The sequence below is a fragment of the Candidatus Nitrosotalea sp. TS genome, assembly GCF_011319465.1.
In the GTDB taxonomy this organism is placed as follows: domain Archaea; phylum Thermoproteota; class Nitrososphaeria; order Nitrososphaerales; family Nitrosopumilaceae; genus Nitrosotalea.
This window is the reverse complement of record NZ_RCMB01000002.1, coordinates 16,336-35,801: the sequence shown is the minus strand read 5'-3', so window position 1 is coordinate 35,801 and position 19,466 is coordinate 16,336. Positions and strand designations below refer to the sequence as shown.

The following is a 19,466-nucleotide window of genomic DNA, read 5'->3' as shown; positions in this document are numbered from 1 at the left end:
AAGGCGGACGGGATAATCGTAATATTTTCTATATATCTCGTAATAATAGAGCGCCTCTTTTGATAGCAATGTGACTTGCTCTTTTTCCAGATATTTTTTGGTCTTTTCAGAAAAGACTAGAATCTTGTATCAGACTGTCAAAAAAATGCGTCAATCCGTTTGTGCCCGAACCGTCCTGCATTGCATCCTTATCGCGCCATGCAATTGATGGAGGCAACATGTTCTCAAATGTTTTTCTTAGAACCCATTTGCCGTGTTTTTTTCCATTTTCTTCATGAACCTTGAGGTCTGGCGATATTGATTTTGCATATTCTATAACAGTGACATCAAGAAAGGGGGTCTGCAAGGAGATTCCAAGTGCCTTCGATATAGCCAATGACGGGAAATGCATTATTTTCCATATTCTTTCAAGATCTTTTTGTAATTCAGGCTGTGACATCCTTTGAAAGAAACGATAACCCGCAAACAGCTCATCGGCTCCATCGCCAGTCATAATAGACTTGAAACCGTCATGTTTTGCAGTCTCCATCGTAAGATAAAGCACAACATTGTTTCGGATTTCAATAGGATTGAAAACATGCAGGATCCTGATCGTTTGTTCAATTGCTTGTAACAATTCATCAATAGATGCAGAAACCACATCTAGTTTCATACCATTCATCTTGGCAACTAGTTGAGCGTTTACCAAGTCTGTTGACGGAAAATCTGCTGCCACCATAACGTATGCTTGAGCTGTTTTGACATCAGGGCAAGACGCAAGAATTGAAGAGTCAAGACCTCCCGACAGAGAAATGCTTTCAGATTTGACATCTCACAACAGCATCAAATACAAGTGACTGGAGTCTTGAGCAGATATCTTGCAATTATCTGATCTGAAGGTAATCTCTCAATTAAGTTATCATGGCGATAAAGATTAGCTTTAAATATTTTACAAAGAGAAAAATCGTATGCTTTTGCCTGCCGAGATTGAAACAAAGACACTGATCCCTGCATTAAGAGCTATCTTGGCTAAAAAGCTCATCGAAGATCACAAAATACGAGAGGAAGAAGTTTCAAAGATGTTAGGAGTGAACCCAAGCTGCAATTAGCAACTATGTGAGAGGAACAAGAGGCGATCCTGAACTAATCAACAAACTTCTTGCAATCAAGGAAGTATCAGATATGATAAATGACATTTGTAGCAATTTAGCATCGAACATGGCATACACACCTTCTAGCCTTTCAAAATTCATAGGTCTCTGCAATTACATAAAATCAAGTCTTTTGATCTGTGATATACATCATCAGCTAGAATCAAACATAGACGAAGCAATATGCAAAGAATGTGAAAACATGCTTCTCAAAGGTCCAGGAAGCACTTTCTAGTTTGTTTTAGATATAGTTATCTCAATTATTGAGACAAGCGGACCGTGATTTACTTGGCTCTCACTGTCTACTGCAATACTAGATATCTTGGAATTGCCTTTCATCATGTTTTCAGTTATCACGTTTGCCACTGCCACTGCAGTCGGTATTGAATCGCCTTTGGCCTTGAGAGTCACTACCCTGTGCTGTACCAACTCTGTCAAAATATCCAAGCGCACACTCCATTATGGGTTGTTGATTAATTGCGATCAATTTTCCACCTTTTGAGTTGGATGACATATCATTTAGTTGCACATTTTCCTCTATTCCACTCAACAAACTCTATCAAACACCAAACTATACATTCTATTAAAATCTTATCGACAAATCATCCATTAATCGAAGAGATCAATTGGTATGTTCTGAAAATCACCATTTGGCAGTACACGTCTTATTGTGATTGGAATAACACGTTTTTCAAGTTCAGTGTAAGCCAAATCAAGAGAAGTCGCGACTTCTTTAGGTACTGAAATGAACGGTGGAGCTCCAAGTGAAAGTTGTAATGCTCTTGCTCCAAGAATCCTTGCTTTTTCAAAGCGTGTAAGTGTAGGAGGACCTATCATGACTTTGCCCTTTCCTGTAGTTTCATATTCTATTGCAACATGTATTGGGTCTACCTCGATAATTTCTCTTGCGGCAATAATTTTTTGTAGCCTTTCCTGTTCTGCAGCTTCCTCGGGTGAGAGTTCTTTCTTTCCTCGTTTAGTTGTTGGTTTTTCTTCTACTCCATCCTCAGATACAACTTCTACAGGTTCTGGCTCTTTTGGTAAAATCGATTCTATCGGTTCTTCTTCTGCTGGAGCCTCTTCAGTATCTACACTAACTTCCTCAGGCTCATCAGACATTGAGATAGACCGGCAAGAAACGTTATATATTTCATAATACTCTCGTTCAAAAATGAGTGCCGGATCGGTGTCTAAAATTGATCTGACTCTATCGCTGAAAGGAAAAGCACAGATGAAAATTGAGTTAAAACGTCATCTTGCGCCAAAAACTGTTGGTGCCATACTAAGAGCATTACCACTTGAGGGCAATTCGCACATGATGAGCAATTCCATTGCATTCATGGATACATCTCTTGCTGCAGGTGGTGAAAAACTTAGAACACAATTCAAAAAAGGCGAGATTGGATTCATGGCTTCAAACGGTTCGATTTGTTTCTTTTTAGAAGATGTGCCTTCCACTAAACTCATGACACTTGTTGGAAAAATAACTTCAAACTTGGAAGCATTAAAAGAAATCAAACCTGGCGATATATTTTCTATATCTCAAGAAGGCACGTAGATATGATGTCCGCTATATCCGCCTATTCTCTTTACTGCGCCTTGTTTTAACAAGTTTAGCAAATATGCATTTGCTGCAGACACTTTGACATTTGTTTGTCTTGATAATTCTTGTACGGTGAAGACCTTGGAACCTTTTATGAAACTCATTGCCTGTCCATCATCTACTATTACAGAAATGTTTGTTTTTTGTTTCTGTTCTTTCTTGTCTTTCTTTGGACCGTCCTTCTTTGCGGCTTCTGCAGTCTGTGACTTTTCTGCTTGTGCCGGTGACTTTTTCTTTGCTCCACCCATAACCGAGCTTTCTGCTTCCTATTTATAAACGAACAAGAATTCTGTCTATTAGGTCTCACTATTTGCCCAGCATCAGAATTTCATAAGTTCTAAATACAAGCTAAATTTGGGCACTCTATGGGCTTGGATATGATCGAGGAAAAAAATCTCGACGACATTATAACATATACACTAGATTATCCCAAAATGGTTTTGTCCGAAGCCAAGTCCTTATCCATAACATCTAACCTTGAAGACTTTGCATATGGAATTTACGTTGGATATATCTGCGGAGTGTTCTTTGACGGATTTTTGAAGAGAAATAAGAGATATTTAGATTTGGAAGAATCATCAGAGTTTCACAGTATTGTTTTGAAAAGGACTCCAGAAATACGATTAAAGATCAAGACACATTTACATCTAAAATAACTCAACCTGTTTAGCTTACAAAATTGTAGTATAAACACACATTCTTTATATCACAAAATTGTAACCTTGCTCAACCTTTTATTCTACAGATTGTAAAAATCGTCAGATGAAGTTTTCACTTGTTGCTGACACTCTAGGGTACATGGAGGGCACTACAAAGCGACTTGAGTTGACCCAACATCTAGTAGATTTGTTTAAGATCACGCCATCTGAAATAATTTCAAAAGTCGCATATTTGCTTCAAGGCAAGCTAAGACCCGAGCACGAAGGAATTGAGATCGGAGTTGCAGAGAAAATTGCAATCAAAGCACTGTCAAAATCAACAGGAGTTCCAGCATTGAAGATCGAACGTGAGTACGAAAAAGTGGGAGATTTTGGTCAGGCTACTGCCAATATCTTGGAACAAAAAACACAAACAACTTTTCTCAAAGAAGATATCACGGTGGAGCGGGTTTATGACACTTTATTCAAGATAGCATCACTCAGGGGAAACAGGTCTCAGGACATGAAAATGAAATACATCTCCAGTCTGTTAAATGACGCTAGCCCTACAGAGGGCAGATTTATCGCAAAAATAATTACAGCCAATCTACGACTAGGAGTTGCAGATTATACAATTCTTGATGCGCTATCTATTGCATTTACTGGTTCAAAAGAAAATAGACCACTGTTAGAACACGCTTACAATGTTTGCAGTGACTTGGGCAGAGTAGCAGAGGCAGTTGCAAAAAATGGCGCCGACGTATTGAAGAGTTTTCAAGTATCCATGTTCAGTCCGATTCGTCCCATGCTTGCCGAAAGAGTAAAGAGTGCACAGGAGGCTCACGAAAAAATAGAGACAGAGTTTGCTGCAGAATACAAACTAGACGGAGAACGCGCCCAACTCCACATGCAAAAAGACAAGATCATTCTTTATTCCAGAAGCCTTGAGAATATCACCAATTATTATCCAGATATTGTAGAGAAGATTACAAAATCCATAAAGGCCAACGAAGTCATATTGGAGGCCGAAGTAGTAGCAATAAATGAAGACACGGGAGAATTCTTACCTTTTCAAGAGCTCATGCACAGGAGACGAAAATATGACATAGCAAAGGCAGTACAGGAGTATCCCATAACAGTCAATTTCTTTGACGTATTATTTTTTGATGGTAAAAGCTGTTTAGACATGTCGTATAGGGAACGCCGACATATACTTGAAAATATCGTAAGCGACGATTCTTTTGTCAAAGTCATGCCCATGATGTTAGTCAAAACAGACGACGAGGTAGAGGACTTTCTTGAAAATGCAATCAACTCGGGTTGTGAGGGACTGATGCTCAAGCAGTTGGATTCCCCATACAGAGCAGGTGCAAGAGCAAGCAACTGGCTCAAACTAAAACGCGAATACAGAAATGAATTGGGCGATTCTCTAGATTTAGTTGTGGTAGGCGCATTTTACGGTCGCGGTCGAAGAACTGGCTAGGTATGGCGCACTGCTCTTGTCAACATATGACGAAGAGGCAGATACCTATCCCAGCGTATGCAAAGTCGGGACAGGATTCACAGATGAGAGTTTGGATCAGTTTTATCAAATATTATCTGACAAAATCATAGTTAAAAAAGATCCTAGGATTGAAAGCGGCCTTGAGGCAGATGTATGGTTTGAACCAGAAGTCGTAATTGAAGTAGTGGCGTCTGAGATTACACTGAGTCCAATTCACAAAGTAGCTTTAGACAAGATAAGAAAAGGCAGTGGCCTTGCCTTGCGCTTCCCTAAATTTACTGGAAAGATTAGATTTGAAAAAACTCCAGAAAATGCTACTTCTGTGAGCGAGGTTATCATCATGTACAATAGCCAAAAGAAAGTGGTACAAGATGAAAAACAATTTTGAGTAAAGGTTGGCTTGATCAGAAGCTCTTTACGTAAGGATTATTAGCTGCTGGCATCGAATTAAACGTCTAGATGTACAGCGGAGAACTTGAAGTTCAGGCAAAGAGAAAGGCACTTGCCGTTTTGCAGGATGAAATAAACAGGATCCTCAACGCCGTGAGAGACCTCTCATCACTTCCCGAGTTGATAATCAAGTCTGACAAATCCGAGGTAAAGCAAGTTCTTGAGAGAATAAAGAACACCGAAGACGAAGTTGAGGCTTTGCGCAGAAAAATAACTCGTGAAATTGCAGATGTGGGCGGACTCATGATGAATAGAGAAAATCTGTTGAACACGGCATACACAATGGATGAAATAGCAGGCTACATCACAGGCATAGCCTTCAAGTTATCAAACATAAAAGGAGCCACTCTGAAGAAGGAAAAAATAGAAAAAGACCTATCTGAGCTAATCGAGCAGGCAGTAGACCAAATCTATAAGATAAACGAGATTGTTCGCGCATTAGGCGGTAACGCAACAGTTGCAATTGATCTTGCCCACGAAGCCCAGAAGATGGAAAGAATGGTGGATGAAAAATATCGTTCACTAACCATAAAGGTCTTGGACGAGGTTACAACTACAAAGGAACTAATGCTTCTAAAAGATGTGGTAGAAGGCATAGAAGAAATGTCTGACAAATGCCTTCAGGTATCAGATTCATTCATTCTACTGGCTCTTAGCCTATAAAATCGTGAAACTATCTTTCTCTTTTTTTACTAATGTTTCCTAAACACTAAAATCAATTGCCTTATTCTTGAAGGATGTTAACTTGAAAGGAGAACTAATCGAGAATAGAATTGTAGTGTGGGATCTGGAAGAATCCAAGTCATTATTTGTTAACGGATATTATGGAAAACCAATAGGAATTACAAAACCAAAACCTGACGAGATTAACGTGCCTTTGATCTTGGATCTCATAGAGGGATACTATCTTCTAGAAAAATCAAAATTGAAGATCTACCAAGGTAAAAAGAAAGTCATTCCAAATGAAATGCTGGAGATATGGTAGACGCGAACACCATAACTTTGACAAAAAATATCATCGTTTACAAAGATTTCAGAGATAAAGGATACATCATAAATCCAGGAATAAAGTTTGGTTGCGATTTTGCAGTTTACCAAAAAGGCCCAGGCATTGATCATGCACCATATTTGTTACAAGTTTACAATTCCACAGATACAATGTCAGCAACAAGTGTTGTCTTGGCAGGCAGGCTGGCCACAACAGTTAGAAAACAATTCATCCTTGCAATCCCAAAAGGAAATAAAATTGACTGCCTGGCACTTGACTGGTGGAGAGCCTAGAGATGTTTTTTGATATGAGAAGCTATTCTGTCATACACGTCGAATAGTTCTTTTGTAATCCCCAATTCCCCGCTGCTCTTCCATTTGCCATGAATTCTTATTCCCTTCTTTGTTGGATCTACCCAAATTAATGCATCAGTGGGCGAAAGCTTCAAAATCATACTTTTGAGTTCGGCGTCTGAATTCAGAGACGCTGCAAGACTTCCTCCAACCCATTCTACTCCAGACACTTTCTTTGTGGAAAAATGTCCTTCAGGTATTTAGGGTTGTTTTGGCAAGAAGATTGTCAGAATCTGTTAGTTGACTTTCAGTTTTGACAATAAAATGGGCTTGAAATCTGTCTTGTGCCCCCCAAGGTGCCGGATTTAGATCTTGTGACATTTTCAACCCTTCTGGATTATCTGAATAATGTCTATGTTACTTCCTTTTAGATCTATACAACCATGGTTTGTAACCATAGCAGGCGAATGCGAGTAATACTTTGAATAATAATCACTTTTTTCAACTTCGTCAGTTTCAAATTGTTTTGGTTCTGCAGTTACCCCAATTTTTTCCAACAGATCGCAGTATTCTTTTTGCTTGTTTTTTCGTACAATAGTATCAGGTTCAGAATCATGCATGCGTCAGGTTGAATTCGACCCACAAATAAATATTAGCGTACCATCGCAAGCACACAAGCACAATCGAATAAATAGTCCAAAACATGTCAAATTCTATTAATGCTCAAGTTCCAAGACAAACTCGTTGTTATCACTGGTAGCGGTACCGGAATTGGAAAAGCAATAGCGATCAAATTTGCTGAAAATGGTGCAAACATAGTCATTTTAGGAAGAAGAAAAGAGCCACTTGAAGAAGCTGCCAAAGAATTACAGCCGATAATTGATAAAGCCAAAAGTGGTGCGTTTGTGAAAATTTTTCCAGGAGTTGATGTCAGTGATGAGGCAGGAGTATCACAAATGTTTGAAGACTTGAAGAAATCTCATGGAACAGTAGACATTGTGGTAAATAACGCAGGAGTTTCAGGTCCAGTAACATGTTTTACAAATTCTTCAATGAGTGATTTCAAGAGCACTGTTGGCATACACCTCACCGGTACTTTCTGGACTTCAGCTCAGGCAATCAAATCCATGAAGTCAGGATGCAAAATTGTGACAATATCCACGTTTTTCACAGAAGAGCGCCCGTTTGAACAAAGACCTTACAGATTTAGAAGTCCATATACAGCTTCTCAAGGGGCAAAGAACAGACTTGCAGAAGCAATGTCGTGGGAGCTTACAGACAAAGGGATAATATCAATTGCTACAAATCCTGGACCAGTTCATTCAGACAGAATATACAAAACCGTTTATCCAAAAGCAGCCGCAGAATTCATGCGAGTCAGTGGTTTTGAAAACCTAACTCCTGAAGAAGTAGAGACTGTCAATAATGACATCCTTCCATTATTAGGTGAAGACGAAAACACAGTGAAAAACGGAGTAAGACAAGCAGCATCAAAACTTGCAAAGACAAAATCAATAACGTCAGAGCCAGAAATTCAAAAACTCGGCAATACCATCATATCACTTTTGACCAAGATACAACAGATTGCAGAAAAAATTCAAAACAATACTAGCAAGATGATTGCAGATGAACAGTTCTTGTCACAGCAACAAGTTGCTGAAACTGTCCTTATGCTATGTGATGAAAACATATCAAAGATTCTAAATGGCAAAGTGATTCCAGGCGACAGAGTCTTCTATCCCGTCAAACCCCACATAGCTTGCTCAGTACCAGAGACCAAACCAGACTATAACTCAAAAGTGGTTTTGTTTGTAGTAGACGCCACAGAAGAGTCAGATGTGTCAAGAGTCGAACATCTAGCACAAAATATTGAAAGCAATGGAGGAAAAACTGTAATTTTGATCTCAAAAACCAGTATCAAACAGGCAGAAGAACGACTATCCAAATTTCATTCGCATGTAATGGACATCAACAACCAAGAAAACATGAAAAGAATGCTCAATACGGCAACGAGAAAGATAGGGTCTATCAATGTAGTGATTTACGTAACTGGAAAATTGCCTCAAGTCACAAAGATTACAGAGTTATCAAGACAACAATGGGATGGTCTTGTAGACAAATTCATCAACACACCAGCACTTGTCCTCCAAGAAGTCCTTAACAGATTTGTTCCAGGAGGAGCAAAAAACCCGCCTCTTTTCAAGGAAAAAGAAGGCAGCATCATAATTATTGGCCCAGATATGCCAGTAGGCAGCAAGGTGACAGGCAAAGATAGAGCAAAAGTAGAAGTATTCAGAGGAGCACTGAGGCCTTTTGTCACAACAGTCAATCAAGAACTAAGCGATGTTCTCAAGTCGAAGATCAGAATACATTTGATTCTTCCCGGAAGCATAGATGGTGCGGAATCAGACAACTCAAAAATCCTAAACGCAGTGAATTTCTTCAAAACTGGAAAAGCAATTACAAACTCAGAAGTAATTTACTACCCAGATGAAACAAGAACTTGATGAAAAAGTTCTCCGAGCTTAAAGTTGGGGATGAATTTTTTGCACAATGTCAGATTTCTTCTGATGACCTTGACAAGTATCTTTCCTTTTCAGGAATAAAAAACATAATTTATGAAAATGAAGAATTTGCACACCAACGCGGCAAAATGGTCTCTGGTAGAGCCATATTAGCAAGAATCGAAGGTGAATTTACAAGACTTGAGGAAATGTATGGTAATCTTTTGATTTTCTATGGCATAGACGGAGACCCGTCTTGGAATAGCAGACAAACCAGATTTCTCAAACCTCTCCATACAGACGAGAAATTGAAGATCAAATTCAAGATATCAGACAGACGAGATCTTAATGATGAATTTGGCCTGTTATCAATTGATTTTGAGGGGACAAAAGACAATGGCGAGATTGTTCTTGTATCTAAAAGAAATCTTTACCAGATTAGAAAGGAACCTCCAGTAAGAAAATAAATGAAAAACTAGATTGGCATATATTTTTCCATGGTATCATCATGGAATTTTAACTGGAGTACTAAAAGCATCCATGAAGAGCTTGATTGATGTGATAGCAAGTACCACAGTTACAAATATCCTGAGTTTTTTTTCATCTACTCTTGACGATATTTTACTTCCCACAACTCCCCCGGCAAATGCTCCTATTGACAACAAACCCGCCTGAACATAGTCAGGATGGCCCAACAGAGAATGAACAATCATTCCCGATGCAGCTGCGAACATCAATATGAACTGCGATGTGGGTGCAGCTAGTTTCATGGATAACCCTATTGCTACAACCATGAGAGGGACAAATACTGTTCCTCCACCTATTCCAAATAGGCTTGAAATTACACCTGCAAAGAAACTGGCACCTACTGCAAGTATCATGATTTGTTTTGAAAGATTGTATTCTTTGGGTTCCATCTTTCTTTTAGAGTAAATGTAGACACTTGAGGAGACAAGCACTAGACCAAACAGCATCTTGAATACAGAGGCAGATATTTCGTCGGAGATGTATGCCCCAAGTATTGTTCCAGGAATGGAAAGTAATGCCAGTTTTAGCCCTAGGGAATACACAATCCGCTTTTGCCTGGCATAAGATAGCGTAGATGCCACTGCGTTACAAAAGGCAGCAAAGAGACTATCACTTGCCGCAAGAGTAGGTGAAAACCCAGCAAAAGTCAATGCCGGAACAATAACAAATCCCCCTCCAAGGCCAATCATTGATCCTATGATGCCAGCAGCAAAACCAAGCGGTACTAGCCACAAATATTCAAACAATTCTAACACCAAGTTGAAATTTCCATAGATTAAATGAGCGCGTCAAGCTTAATGGACCTGAGCATAGAGTAATTACTTGGCCACAAGCAATTTCCACAGATAGCCTTGGGTGGTTGTAGACAATTCTATTTCAAAGTGTTTCCCGCTTAACGGCACCCCGTGAGTGGTGCTATTGGGTTCTTTTCCTTTCAGATGAAAATCGCGAAGTGCATCCATCATGCCTGACAGTTGTGTATAGTTACCTGGTTTTTCAGTTGCCCAGCATTGACAGACCGTCTCATTGACAACATCTCCAAATAGAATTTTTACGTCATTATAGTTACTAAACATAGGATCGGATTGCGCTGCTGCAATCACCATCACAGGAGATAGCGGAGATCCTATCATGTCAAGATTTCCAAGGAAGTTACCATGTTCGTCCTTTATTTCTGTTGAAGTACAATACTCAATCATGGCTTGTCTTGTCTGATTAGTGAGAAAATTGCAATATTGAGTAATGTCAGATTGGGTGTTAAACTTCAGAGGTTTTGACATGTTTATGTTCTGATCTATCAGAGTACTTTTCAAGTCTGAATTTGCTTCTGCATAAGTAAAATCCAAAGTATATGCCGAGATTCCAGCAGGTGCACTAGGTCCTGTCTGCATCATATTGAATTGAGTAAGAAATACAACTACAGCTGCAACACCGACTGCGGCTGCAATTCCGACGTAAGTGTATTTTGTAAATTTCACGCTATCCAAAGTTTTTCAAGCTTTAATAAAGGAATCTCAGAATTCATGAATCTTAATTAATCCCAACATGTGTCTTGTGGATGTTGCGCATAATATTGTGTGGCTTTGGTGTAGTAGGGCAAAGTTTTGCAAAGCTTCTCCTTTCAAGGTCTGAAGATCTTTATGCAAAACACGGAGTCAAACCTAGAATCGTCGGTGTGTTCGACAGTAAAGGTTCTGCTGCTTCTTCAGCAGGTATTGATCTGAATAGGTTGCTCGAAGTCAAGAAAAAATATGGAAACATACGAAAGTATCACAACAAGGAAAAAGAAGCAAATGGACTAGACATGATAAACGGCATGGAAGCTGAAGTGTTAATTGAGACCACACCAAGCAACTACAAGGATGCCGAGCCTGGGATGTCACACATAGTGACTGCAATGAAAAAGGGTCTTCATGTCATTACAGTAAACAAGGGTCCGCTGGCTCTTGCATTTCCATCATTGATAGAGTTGGCCACATACAATCAGGTACAATTAAGATTTAGCGGAACTGTTGGCGGTGGCACTCCAATCCTAGATTATGCAAAAAATAGCCTCAGAGGAGAAAGAATAGTTTCCTTCCAAGGAATTCTAAACGGTACAACAAATTACATACTTACAAACATGGCAGGCGGCATGACGTTTAAGACGGCACTTGCAGATGCAAAGAAGAAAGGATATGTCGAAGCTGACGAATCGTTGGATATTGACGGTTTTGATGCAGCGGCTAAGCTTGTAATACTTGCAAACTGGATAATGGACATGAAGGTAACCATCAAAGACATCAAGCGAACAGGCATTAGAAACGTATCAACTTCTGACATTAAGAGAGCGGCGACTAATCGTTCCGCAGTCAAATTAATTGCATCGTGTAACAAAGACTTGGAGGTAGCTCCAAGAGAGATACTTGAAGATGATCCACTTTGTGTCAACGGGACATTGAATGCAATCACCTTCAATTCAGAACATTCCGGTCAGCAGACAATAATTGGACGTGGTGCAGGCGGCATGGAGACTGCAAGTTCCATATTACGCGACTTGTTAGATATCAAACAGGAAATGTCCAGAGATTGAAATCTCACCCATTATCTAAAAGCGACAGCAATGACATCCTAGAATCCATTGCATTGCAGTGGAAAATAGATGTACCAAGACTAAAGACATTGGTCAAGTACGAAATTGATGATGAAACAGCCATGATCACAGGAGAGGGTTTCATGGCAATTAAAAGCGGTGAAACTTATCTTCCATTTCTTTCCGAGACTTCATTGCTTGAAAAGTTTCCAAAAATTCTAGTGGATGCAGGAGCGATAAAGTTTGTATGCAATGGAGCAAACATCATGCGTCCAGGAATCAAAAAATATGACAATTTTGAAAAGGATCAAATCATATGCGTTGCAGAGGAAACGCACAACAAGTTTCTTGCAATAGGAAAATCCCTCATATCAAGCGAGGAGATGGCCAACATTACAAAAGGAGAAGTAGTCAAGAATTTACATTACATCTCAGACAAATACTGGGAATCTGCAAAAACGATAAAAAAGTAACCACTAGTTTTCGGTGGATTCTCTTGACCCATTCTTGTCAATGACTAGCACATCAATGCCGTCACCGCTTGCCGCATCTCGCATTATGGCAGATTTTATGGATTTTACTGCAAGCGTTACTGCTTCTTTTTCCTTCATTCCTTTTTTGAATTCCTGATCTAATACTCCCAGTGCCATCTCTGCACCCGTACCTACGGCTGCATAGTCGTCTGGAAGAACAGAGCCTAACGGGTCAAGTGTGTAAATAGTAGCATCGCCATTAACGCCACCGACAATTACCTGAGTAAGCAATGGATAGAATCGTCTTTCATACATGAGAGATGACATCATTTTAGCTACAGAGTTTGGCGGAATCTCTCTTTTGAGTTCTAATTTTCTAATCTTGGTTAGTGCACGCATCTGCATTGCCAAAACCTGCATGTCTGCAACCATTCCGGCACAGCATGCCCCTACAAAATCTGTTATTTTAAAAGTCTTTTTTGTGCTTTTACTTACCACAAAATTTCCATAAGATATCCTTCTCTCGCTTGCTAGTACTATACCTCCGTCATAGGTTATTCCAACTGCCGTAGCACCTGGCATGTACATATAGGCCATAATTGAACTGCTAAATGAGCACAATAAAGGCCTTTCTCTAAATCACTTGTGATCCAAATCTTTTTGCAGTCAAGATCAGACATTTCTTAGCAGACATGTGAAAAATCATGTCCGATATTTCCATGCTAGACACTGAATTTTTTTATTATTTTACACATGCATTTTGTGGTCTTTTTTAACAGATCAATTCTTGCAAATTCATTAGGTGAGTGGATTCTTGCATAGACATACGTACTCCCAATTGAGATGCAAGGCGCCTTGAGCACTTTGGAAAATGAATGCATAGGTCCTGTTCCAGCAGATGAGACGCTCATTATTGAGGTTCCAAAAGATTCGTCTGCTGCCTTCTTTACTACCTTTACAAATGGATCAGATATTGCAGTTCTAGAAGCTGCCTCTCCGTGAATCATGTGAACTTGGACATCCCCAAATCCTTTGTCTTTGAGATGTTTTTTTAGTCTGGATAATTGTTTTAGAGGATCCATTTTTGGAACAAGTCTAAAGTCAATTTTTACTAGTGCCTTTGACGGTAAAACTGTTTTTGCGCCAGGCCCTTCCCAACCAGATGAGAATCCTGCAATGTTGCAAGTAGGGTCACCTACCACGGCTTTTCGTATGTCTATTCCTTTTTTGTTTCCCACAAACTTCTTTATGCCATATTCTTTTTTAAACGACTTTTCATCAAACGGTTCTTGGGCAATTACACCAAGTTCTTCCTTTGTAAAATTATCAACCTCTCCTATACCAATCCTTAATGAGAATTAGGCCGTTTTTGTTACGCAGTGTTTTTAGCGCTTCAATTAATCTCCAAGCTGGATTTTCAATTAGTACAGCTAGGCTTGAATGAGCATCACGAATAGACTCTAGTACAGAGAGTTCAACATACAACAGGCCTTTCATACCAAGACTGATGACAGGTCTGTCCTTTTCATCAACGTACCCAAATTCCCAGATTATACCATCACATGACAGTTTCTTTTGGTATCTTTTCAGATATTCTTCAACATGCATACTGCCAATCTCTTCTTCTCCCTCAACTAGGAATTTTATGTTGCATGGTACATCACCTGTTGTTTTGATAAATGCCTCAACTGCTTTGATTCTAGTGATTAGTTCTCCCTTATCATCTGCTGAACCACGACCATAGATTTTGTTTCCCCTTATCTTTCCGCTAAATGGTTTATCATCCCATAGTTCAAGAGGCTCTTCTGGTTGAACGTCATAATGGTTGTAAAATAGTATGGTCTTGTGGGGATTTTTCTTTGACTTGACTTCACCGTAAACTACAGGCGGGATATTTTTACCCAGCCTTAGTATCTCCGCTTTGATTCCAGACTGACCCATTATTCTAACTACCAGTCTTGCGCATTCTTCCAATCCAAGACTTTTTGCGGATATGCTTGGTTGTTGAATTAATTTCTGCAAGTCAGAAATTAGTGCCGGCATGTTTTTGTCTACGTATTGTTCCTGCATGCAAAATCACTTTATTCTATCAAAAGGCTTCATTGCCAGCGGAATAAAATCCAAGAGATCTGTTGCTACAATGTGAAAACCATTTTTCTTTTGTGCCAGTGCTCCTGCTTTTCCATTTACAAATACCGCGCTAGATGCTGCCTCCACAGGTTTCCTATTCTTTGATAGCATTGCAGCTACTACACCAGAGAGAACATCCCCTGTACCGCCCACAGTCATGGATGCCAGTTTCTTTGGATTGAGGAATGTCTGTGTTCCATCTGAAACAATGTCTGTTGGTCCCTTGAGTAATACCGTAATACCATTATCTTTTGCATGTTTTTGCACCATTGCGGTTCTTTGCGTTACATTATCTGGAGGAGCCTCTCCAAACAATCTCTTGAATTCTCCAGCATGGGGTGTGACTACAACTTTTTTATCTTTGATTTCAGGAAGAATTTCAGGTACGAGTGCGCTTGCATCAAGAGAGAGCATAACTGCTCTATCAAGTAGATCTTTTACCAGCATCTTCAGTGCCTCCCTATCCTGGATTCCAAGTCCCATGCCAATAGTTGCAGAATCAAGCTCCTTTGGTATGATTCCAACCAGTTTTCTAGCTGAGCCTCTTGTAAGCTTGACATCAACCATTGGAATTACAATAAGATTTGGTGAATATGCTCGAGTAGACGTTACATGAGTTTTAGGCACGCATGTGTAAACTAGATCAGTTCCTGCGCGAAGCGCAGCAAGTGATGAGAGAATTGGAGCACCATGATATAGATAACTTCCTCCAACAACTAGCACTTTTCCGTTTTCTCCCTTTCTTGACAAAGATTTTCTTGGAGGAATAAAATTTTTGACAATTGTAGCCTGCAGAATTTTGGCCAACAAATGTCCTATTTTTTCACGCCGGATAAACCTTCGTCTTCTACAGATTCTTCCACAGATTCTACATCAGGCACATCTTTAATTTCCATACTTGGTATTATTCTTCTAAGATCTTTTGGCGTAGTAACTTTTCGAGCAAATGCAACATATGTGGTGTGCCCAATGCCTCGAAACGAATGTCGTGTCTTGCCTTCTCTGGCTTCGATGGTCCTTACAATCTGTTCAGTAAACTCTAAATCAAAAAAGTCATTTTCTCGCAATGCGGATGCAAGTTTCTCAAGTTGATTCATTGTCGGGCATATTGCCACAAAATACCCACTACCTTTGAGCATCTTCCTTGCTTGTGGAACTACGGTCCATGGATCCCCCAAATCCACTACAACCATGTCCGCGTCGGTTTGTGGTACTTTTTTAGTATTTTTGATATCTAACTTTTCCATTGTAACGTATTTTGAGATTCCAGCTTTTTCGATGTTTTTCCTTGCTATTGCCATAAAGTTTTCATCAACATCATATGTATACACATGACCACGAGGTTTTACTATACTGGCAAGAAAAGTGGTAAGCGAAGCCACTTCCAGTTCCAATTTCAACAATTGTGTGTCCGCTTTGTAATCCTGTTCTTGCAGCGATGTAACCCAGATCTTTTGGATAGACTATCTGAGTACTGCGCTGACTTTTCATAACATAATCGTATACGGTTGGCTCTAAGAGATAGATTATTTTTCCTTTATTGGTCTTGATTGCGCTTCCATATTCTTTTCCTATTACTTTTTTGTGATCAATAATTCCAACATGAGTGTGAAATTGTTGTTTTCGCGATACTTTCATCAGCCATTTCTTTGAATCATCATAGAAGAACAACACGTTGTTGTTTTGTTTTATTTTCTTCACAACTAGACCTTATTCCATATGGATAATAGTATTTCCAAATTTCAGAGTCGGAACTACATCCTATGGGGGGTGTCAATGCCCAACAAAGAAAGCGCCTTGGTGATGGTTTCTTTGAATGACCACACAAGACAAAGCCGCGCATTTATCATTTCAGGGATTCTGCAGTCAAGACTTTGACGTGTTCATAGAATGAGTTGAAAGAAACTGCAAGTTCATAACAGTACCTTGCAATTAGTTTAGGAGACAGGTTCTTTGCAGAATCTTCTACCTGTATGTCAAATTTGCCAATTATCTTCACCAGATTTCTCTCATAGGGCGTATCCAAATCATCAAAAGAGACATCAAATGCAGGTGTTTTGCCAGACTTTTCAAGAATTCTCACAGATCTTGCGTATGCGTATTGTATGTATGGCCCCGTATCGCCTTCTAGACTCAAGCGATTCTGTCATGTCAAACGTGATTATTTTATCAAGATCTTGTTTTATCATGGCATACCGCAGCGCACCAACTGCTACCTGTTCTGCAATTTTTACCAGTAGCATATCATCAAGTTCGGGATTTCGCTTCTTTACTTCTTCATACGTTTTTTTGCCAAGTATATCCAAAACAGAATCAGCGTTAACATAGATTCCCTTTCTGCCTGACATCTGGACAGACTTGCCTTCAGTTTCCAGATTAAGATTTTTTGCAGTGTCTGAGCTTAAAGTGACTGATTCATAGCCAAGATGTACGTATGATTTTCCCTCCGACTTGAAATCAGATATTATTTTTGTGATAATTTTTTGCAGTCTTGACTGTCTTGAATCAATAACCGTAATGACGGTATCTCCAGTAAAATTCATCTTTGTTCCAATATTTTCAAGAGTGGTCTCCCAAAGTATCCTGTCATTTTTCTGCACAGTGTATTGTTTATAGTAGAATGGATCTTCCAGCAGTCCCAGCTTCCACGTAGCATATGGAATGTCTTTTGCAATATAGGTAGCAATACCGTTACTTCTGATCAAAATTTTGTCTTCTTCTGTTTCTGAATCAGACTTTATCACCCAGCAACCAGCATTCTTTCCTTCATTTTCAAGATATATCAGTCCCATAGATTTCATTTTATCAAGAACCACGTTCCAGAGTCTAGAGCGAACTATTTGTGATTCAAAATTTAGACAGTCATATGTTACTCCAAGTCTCCAACAAGTCTTGAGTTGTTCTTCTAGGACTCTTCGAGTTATCTTATCACCAAATTTTGCGATTTCAGAGTTTCCTTCTTCAAGTTCTTTTAGCACTATTGTCCTTTTTTCTGCAAGAAGCGGTTCTTTCTCGTATCTTTCAGTGATGCTCACATATACAACATCTCCACAATAATGATCAAATTTCTGATTCTGTGCAGATTCAATATCAAAGCCACCATACCGAAATCCTACAATGATATCGGCCACCTGAAGCCCGGAATCGTCTACATAGTTTAAAACCCTGACATCATAGCAGGCTTTGTTTAGAATCCTTGCCATTGTATCTCCAATTACTATATTTCTCACATGTCCAATGTGCAGCGCCTTGTTTGGGTTAACACTGGTATGTTCTACTACAATCTTCGAGCTCTTTCCAAGATCGAACTTTCCATAATCTTGTCTTGCGGATGATTGCATGACAGATTTAATAAAAGCCGAGTGGTTTGCAACAAAGTTGAGATATCCCGAGGGATGTACATTTACTTGCGATACAAATGAAGTCTTGTATTTTTTATATTCATTTGCAATAGACTCGGCTATTTCCGATGGTCTTTTCTTGAGTGGTTTTGCCAGCAAAAATCCAATATTACAGCTTACATCCCCAAATTCCGGTTGAGATGCCTCGGAGACATCAAATCGCACCAATGGATATCCCAGATCACTTGAGATTTTTTGCACATTAGATCGAATTTCATCGAAGAGAAGTCGTAGTGTCATGATATCATCATCATTTCACTAAAAGTTTTAATTCAATCTTTTCAAGTGCTTCTATTATTCCATCTCCTGCATGACCCGGAACTGTAATTGTAGCATGGGATTTTACATCATCTGTAGCATTTCCTAATGCCACACTTATACCAGCTAGTCCAAAAAGAGGCACGTCTGTTTCACTGTCACCTATTGCAATGACATCTTGTTTTGTGGCTGAGAACATCTTCATGACTTCAAGGAACCCATTTGCCTTGTTAACTCCTTTTGAGTTGATGTGATAAGCATACATACTATCAGATAATTGTACATTAAAATTATTTTCAGCCAGAATCTTTTTTCCCAAGTTGACATCAAAATTTCTTTCAAGGACCACCTCAGTGATACGTGGGAAAACAGGTTTTTCAACTGCATCTGGAATTTTTGTTTTAATGAATTGGAATGCCTTCAAGCATTCCTGTTTGTTTCCAATTAGCCTATGCTCGTCAGGTCCAGATGTGATAATTCCGCCATTTTCTCCCACTGCTATTCTTGTTGTACCGCCAAATACTGAGAGAACATAGGCCTCAATAGATGACCGTCCTGTCACGTAGATTACCTTATGGCCGAGTTTTACCAAATAACGCAGAGCCGCAAGTGCATCAAGGTCAACTCTGCCCCCTTTGTTATCTGTGATTGTACCATCTATATCCACTGCATATATCTTGGGTTTCAATCAAATCACGTAATGATTCCCGGGCATAATAACTGTAATAGACAATTCTATTCTGTTTTGTCATCTACAAAGTATCATGAAGTCTTTCCCTTGAATTGGAAAAACACTTCTTTTCGTGTTCCTTCCTGATCCCACGCGGCAACTTTGTATCTACCAGAAATTCTCCATTGTTTTGTGTCAAACTTTAACACGGTAGAATAATTCCCCTTTTGAGAATTAATGTACTGATCAGCACTGAAAACCTCCTTCTCTGGACGGATCTAAAACTGTCACATGCATTGTCTGCTTTGGGTTAAGTGCCTCATA

The 19,466-nt window shown here is 39.4% G+C and carries 21 protein-coding genes and 5 pseudogenes; 10 read left to right on the top strand and 16 right to left on the bottom strand.

Annotated features, from left to right (window positions below):
• Positions 1-106: 106 nt before the first annotated feature.
• Positions 107-763, bottom strand: a complete 657-nt coding sequence (locus DYY67_RS11345; protein ID WP_320415899.1) for an asparagine synthase C-terminal domain-containing protein — start codon at positions 761-763, stop codon at positions 107-109.
• A 184-nt stretch (positions 764-947) separates the two neighbouring features.
• Here DYY67_RS11345 and DYY67_RS11340 point away from each other — a divergent pair.
• Positions 948-1,365 (top strand): annotated as a pseudogene (locus DYY67_RS11340) (transcriptional regulator).
• Here DYY67_RS11340 and DYY67_RS00605 read toward each other — a convergent pair.
• Both DYY67_RS00605 and DYY67_RS00600 read right to left on the bottom strand, forming a co-directional pair.
• A complete protein-coding gene (locus DYY67_RS00605) occupies positions 1,362-1,568 on the bottom strand; it encodes a hypothetical protein (RefSeq protein ID WP_166389875.1) in 207 nt (68 codons plus the stop codon). The pseudogene DYY67_RS11340 and the gene DYY67_RS00605 overlap by 4 nt on opposite strands.
• Before the next feature lie 171 nt (positions 1,569-1,739).
• Positions 1,740-2,249, bottom strand: a complete 510-nt coding sequence (locus DYY67_RS00600) for a DNA-directed RNA polymerase subunit K (RefSeq protein ID WP_166389873.1) — start codon at positions 2,247-2,249, stop codon at positions 1,740-1,742.
• A gap of 52 nt (positions 2,250-2,301) precedes the next feature.
• Between DYY67_RS00600 and DYY67_RS00595 the strand changes: the two genes are divergently transcribed.
• Positions 2,302-2,688: a cyclophilin-like fold protein gene (locus tag DYY67_RS00595; protein ID WP_166389871.1), complete on the top strand. Its 387-nt coding sequence runs from the start codon at positions 2,302-2,304 to the stop codon at positions 2,686-2,688.
• Here DYY67_RS00595 and DYY67_RS00590 read toward each other — a convergent pair.
• Complete coding sequence (locus DYY67_RS00590; protein WP_166389869.1) at positions 2,673-2,981, bottom strand: MarR family transcriptional regulator; 309 nt, start codon at positions 2,979-2,981, stop codon at positions 2,673-2,675. The two genes, DYY67_RS00595 and DYY67_RS00590, sit on opposite strands and share 16 nt — an antisense overlap.
• A 117-nt stretch (positions 2,982-3,098) precedes the next feature.
• Here DYY67_RS00590 and DYY67_RS00585 point away from each other — a divergent pair, with 117 nt between their 5' ends.
• The 4 genes and pseudogenes from DYY67_RS00585 (at position 3,099) to endA (ending at position 6,606) form a co-directional block, all read left to right on the top strand.
• Entirely contained in the window at positions 3,099-3,389 is a 291-nt protein-coding gene (locus tag DYY67_RS00585) for a hypothetical protein (RefSeq protein ID WP_218584672.1), read from the top strand.
• A 106-nt stretch (positions 3,390-3,495) separates the two neighbouring features.
• Positions 3,496-5,263 (top strand): annotated as a pseudogene (locus DYY67_RS00580) (ATP-dependent DNA ligase).
• 71 nt (positions 5,264-5,334) lie between these two features.
• Positions 5,335-5,988: a DUF47 domain-containing protein gene (locus DYY67_RS00575; RefSeq protein ID WP_166389865.1), complete on the top strand. Its 654-nt coding sequence runs from the start codon at positions 5,335-5,337 to the stop codon at positions 5,986-5,988.
• Between the two features lie 82 nt (positions 5,989-6,070).
• Positions 6,071-6,606 (top strand): annotated as a pseudogene (gene endA / locus DYY67_RS00570) (tRNA-intron lyase).
• On the opposite strand, the gene DYY67_RS11335 reads toward endA, so the two are convergent.
• Together DYY67_RS11335 and DYY67_RS00560 are read right to left on the bottom strand one after the other, a co-directional pair.
• Complete coding sequence (locus DYY67_RS11335; protein WP_320415878.1) at positions 6,603-6,836, bottom strand: hypothetical protein; 234 nt, start codon at positions 6,834-6,836, stop codon at positions 6,603-6,605. The pseudogene endA and the gene DYY67_RS11335 overlap by 4 nt on opposite strands.
• Before the next feature lie 153 nt (positions 6,837-6,989).
• A complete protein-coding gene (locus DYY67_RS00560; RefSeq protein ID WP_166389863.1) occupies positions 6,990-7,226 on the bottom strand; it encodes a hypothetical protein in 237 nt (78 codons plus the stop codon).
• Positions 7,227-7,325: 99 nt separating this feature from the next.
• On the opposite strand from DYY67_RS00560, the gene DYY67_RS00555 reads away from it, so the two are divergent.
• Together DYY67_RS00555 and DYY67_RS00550 are read left to right on the top strand one after the other, a co-directional pair.
• Positions 7,326-9,113: an SDR family NAD(P)-dependent oxidoreductase gene (locus tag DYY67_RS00555; protein ID WP_166389861.1), complete on the top strand. Its 1,788-nt coding sequence runs from the start codon at positions 7,326-7,328 to the stop codon at positions 9,111-9,113.
• Positions 9,113-9,577 (top strand): hypothetical protein, encoded by a 465-nt coding sequence (locus DYY67_RS00550; RefSeq protein ID WP_166389850.1) that lies wholly within the window; start codon positions 9,113-9,115, stop codon positions 9,575-9,577. Before DYY67_RS00555 ends, DYY67_RS00550 begins: the two co-directional genes overlap by 1 nt.
• 39 nt (positions 9,578-9,616) lie before the next feature.
• Here DYY67_RS00550 and DYY67_RS00545 read toward each other — a convergent pair whose 3' ends face one another.
• Positions 9,617-10,384, bottom strand: coding sequence for a sulfite exporter TauE/SafE family protein (locus tag DYY67_RS00545; RefSeq protein ID WP_166390135.1), 768 nt, complete (start codon positions 10,382-10,384; stop codon positions 9,617-9,619).
• 72 nt (positions 10,385-10,456) lie between these two features.
• Positions 10,457-11,116 carry a hypothetical protein gene (locus DYY67_RS00540; protein ID WP_166389848.1) on the bottom strand — a complete coding sequence of 220 codons (660 nt, stop codon included), beginning with the start codon at positions 11,114-11,116 and terminating at the stop codon, positions 10,457-10,459.
• Positions 11,117-11,199: 83 nt separating this feature from the next.
• On the opposite strand from DYY67_RS00540, the gene DYY67_RS00535 reads away from it, so the two are divergent.
• Positions 11,200-12,210, top strand: a complete 1,011-nt coding sequence (locus DYY67_RS00535) for a homoserine dehydrogenase (protein ID WP_166390133.1) — start codon at positions 11,200-11,202, stop codon at positions 12,208-12,210.
• Positions 12,207-12,683, top strand: coding sequence for a PUA domain-containing protein (locus DYY67_RS00530; RefSeq protein WP_166389846.1), 477 nt, complete (start codon positions 12,207-12,209; stop codon positions 12,681-12,683). The genes DYY67_RS00535 and DYY67_RS00530 overlap by 4 nt, the downstream gene beginning before the upstream one ends.
• Positions 12,684-12,686: 3 nt before the next feature.
• Here DYY67_RS00530 and DYY67_RS00525 read toward each other — a convergent pair whose 3' ends face one another.
• The 8 genes and pseudogenes from DYY67_RS00525 to DYY67_RS00500 form a co-directional block, all read right to left on the bottom strand.
• Positions 12,687-13,265 carry a proteasome subunit beta gene (locus tag DYY67_RS00525; RefSeq protein ID WP_166390131.1) on the bottom strand — a complete coding sequence of 193 codons (579 nt, stop codon included), beginning with the start codon at positions 13,263-13,265 and terminating at the stop codon, positions 12,687-12,689.
• 140 nt (positions 13,266-13,405) lie between these two features.
• Positions 13,406-14,753 (bottom strand): annotated as a pseudogene (locus DYY67_RS00520) (M20/M25/M40 family metallo-hydrolase).
• 6 nt (positions 14,754-14,759) lie between these two features.
• Positions 14,760-15,623: an NAD(P)H-hydrate dehydratase gene (locus tag DYY67_RS00515; protein WP_166389844.1), complete on the bottom strand. Its 864-nt coding sequence runs from the start codon at positions 15,621-15,623 to the stop codon at positions 14,760-14,762.
• Positions 15,624-15,628: 5 nt separating this feature from the next.
• Positions 15,629-16,514 (bottom strand): annotated as a pseudogene (locus tag DYY67_RS00510) (tRNA (adenine-N1)-methyltransferase).
• A gap of 53 nt (positions 16,515-16,567) precedes the next feature.
• Positions 16,568-16,663, bottom strand: coding sequence for a DALR anticodon-binding domain-containing protein (locus DYY67_RS11330; protein ID WP_320415877.1), 96 nt, complete (start codon positions 16,661-16,663; stop codon positions 16,568-16,570).
• A complete protein-coding gene (locus DYY67_RS11325; protein ID WP_320415876.1) occupies positions 16,660-16,896 on the bottom strand; it encodes a DALR anticodon-binding domain-containing protein in 237 nt (78 codons plus the stop codon). Before DYY67_RS11325 ends, DYY67_RS11330 begins: the two co-directional genes overlap by 4 nt.
• Positions 16,883-18,454, bottom strand: a complete 1,572-nt coding sequence (gene argS, locus DYY67_RS00505) for an arginine--tRNA ligase domain-containing protein (RefSeq protein ID WP_320415875.1) — start codon at positions 18,452-18,454, stop codon at positions 16,883-16,885. Before argS ends, DYY67_RS11325 begins: the two co-directional genes overlap by 14 nt.
• 10 nt (positions 18,455-18,464) lie before the next feature.
• Positions 18,465-19,160: a phosphoglycolate phosphatase gene (locus tag DYY67_RS00500; RefSeq protein ID WP_166389842.1), complete on the bottom strand. Its 696-nt coding sequence runs from the start codon at positions 19,158-19,160 to the stop codon at positions 18,465-18,467.
• Between the last annotated feature and the right edge of the window lie 306 nt (positions 19,161-19,466).

What these genes read in the sequence shown, in the direction of transcription:
- DYY67_RS00600 (WP_166389873.1), bottom strand. Translation starts at nt 2,249, where the DNA reads ATGTCTGATGAGCCTGAGGAAGTTAGTGTAGATACTGAAGAGGCTCCA.
- DYY67_RS00560 (WP_166389863.1), bottom strand. Translation starts at nt 7,226, where the DNA reads ATGCATGATTCTGAACCTGATACTATTGTACGAAAAAACAAGCAAAAA.
- DYY67_RS00575 (WP_166389865.1), top strand. Translation starts at nt 5,335, where the DNA reads ATGTACAGCGGAGAACTTGAAGTTCAGGCAAAGAGAAAGGCACTTGCC.
- DYY67_RS00525 (WP_166390131.1), bottom strand. Translation starts at nt 13,265, where the DNA reads ATGCCAGGTGCTACGGCAGTTGGAATAACCTATGACGGAGGTATAGTA.
- DYY67_RS00590 (WP_166389869.1), bottom strand. Translation starts at nt 2,981, where the DNA reads ATGGGTGGAGCAAAGAAAAAGTCACCGGCACAAGCAGAAAAGTCACAG.
- DYY67_RS00585 (WP_218584672.1), top strand. Translation starts at nt 3,099, where the DNA reads ATGGGCTTGGATATGATCGAGGAAAAAAATCTCGACGACATTATAACA.
- DYY67_RS00550 (WP_166389850.1), top strand. Translation starts at nt 9,113, where the DNA reads ATGAAAAAGTTCTCCGAGCTTAAAGTTGGGGATGAATTTTTTGCACAA.
- DYY67_RS00595 (WP_166389871.1), top strand. Translation starts at nt 2,302, where the DNA reads ATGAGTGCCGGATCGGTGTCTAAAATTGATCTGACTCTATCGCTGAAA.
- argS (WP_320415875.1), bottom strand. Translation starts at nt 18,454, where the DNA reads ATGACACTACGACTTCTCTTCGATGAAATTCGATCTAATGTGCAAAAA.
- DYY67_RS11330 (WP_320415877.1), bottom strand. Translation starts at nt 16,663, where the DNA reads ATGATAAATGCGCGGCTTTGTCTTGTGTGGTCATTCAAAGAAACCATC.
- DYY67_RS00555 (WP_166389861.1), top strand. Translation starts at nt 7,326, where the DNA reads ATGCTCAAGTTCCAAGACAAACTCGTTGTTATCACTGGTAGCGGTACC.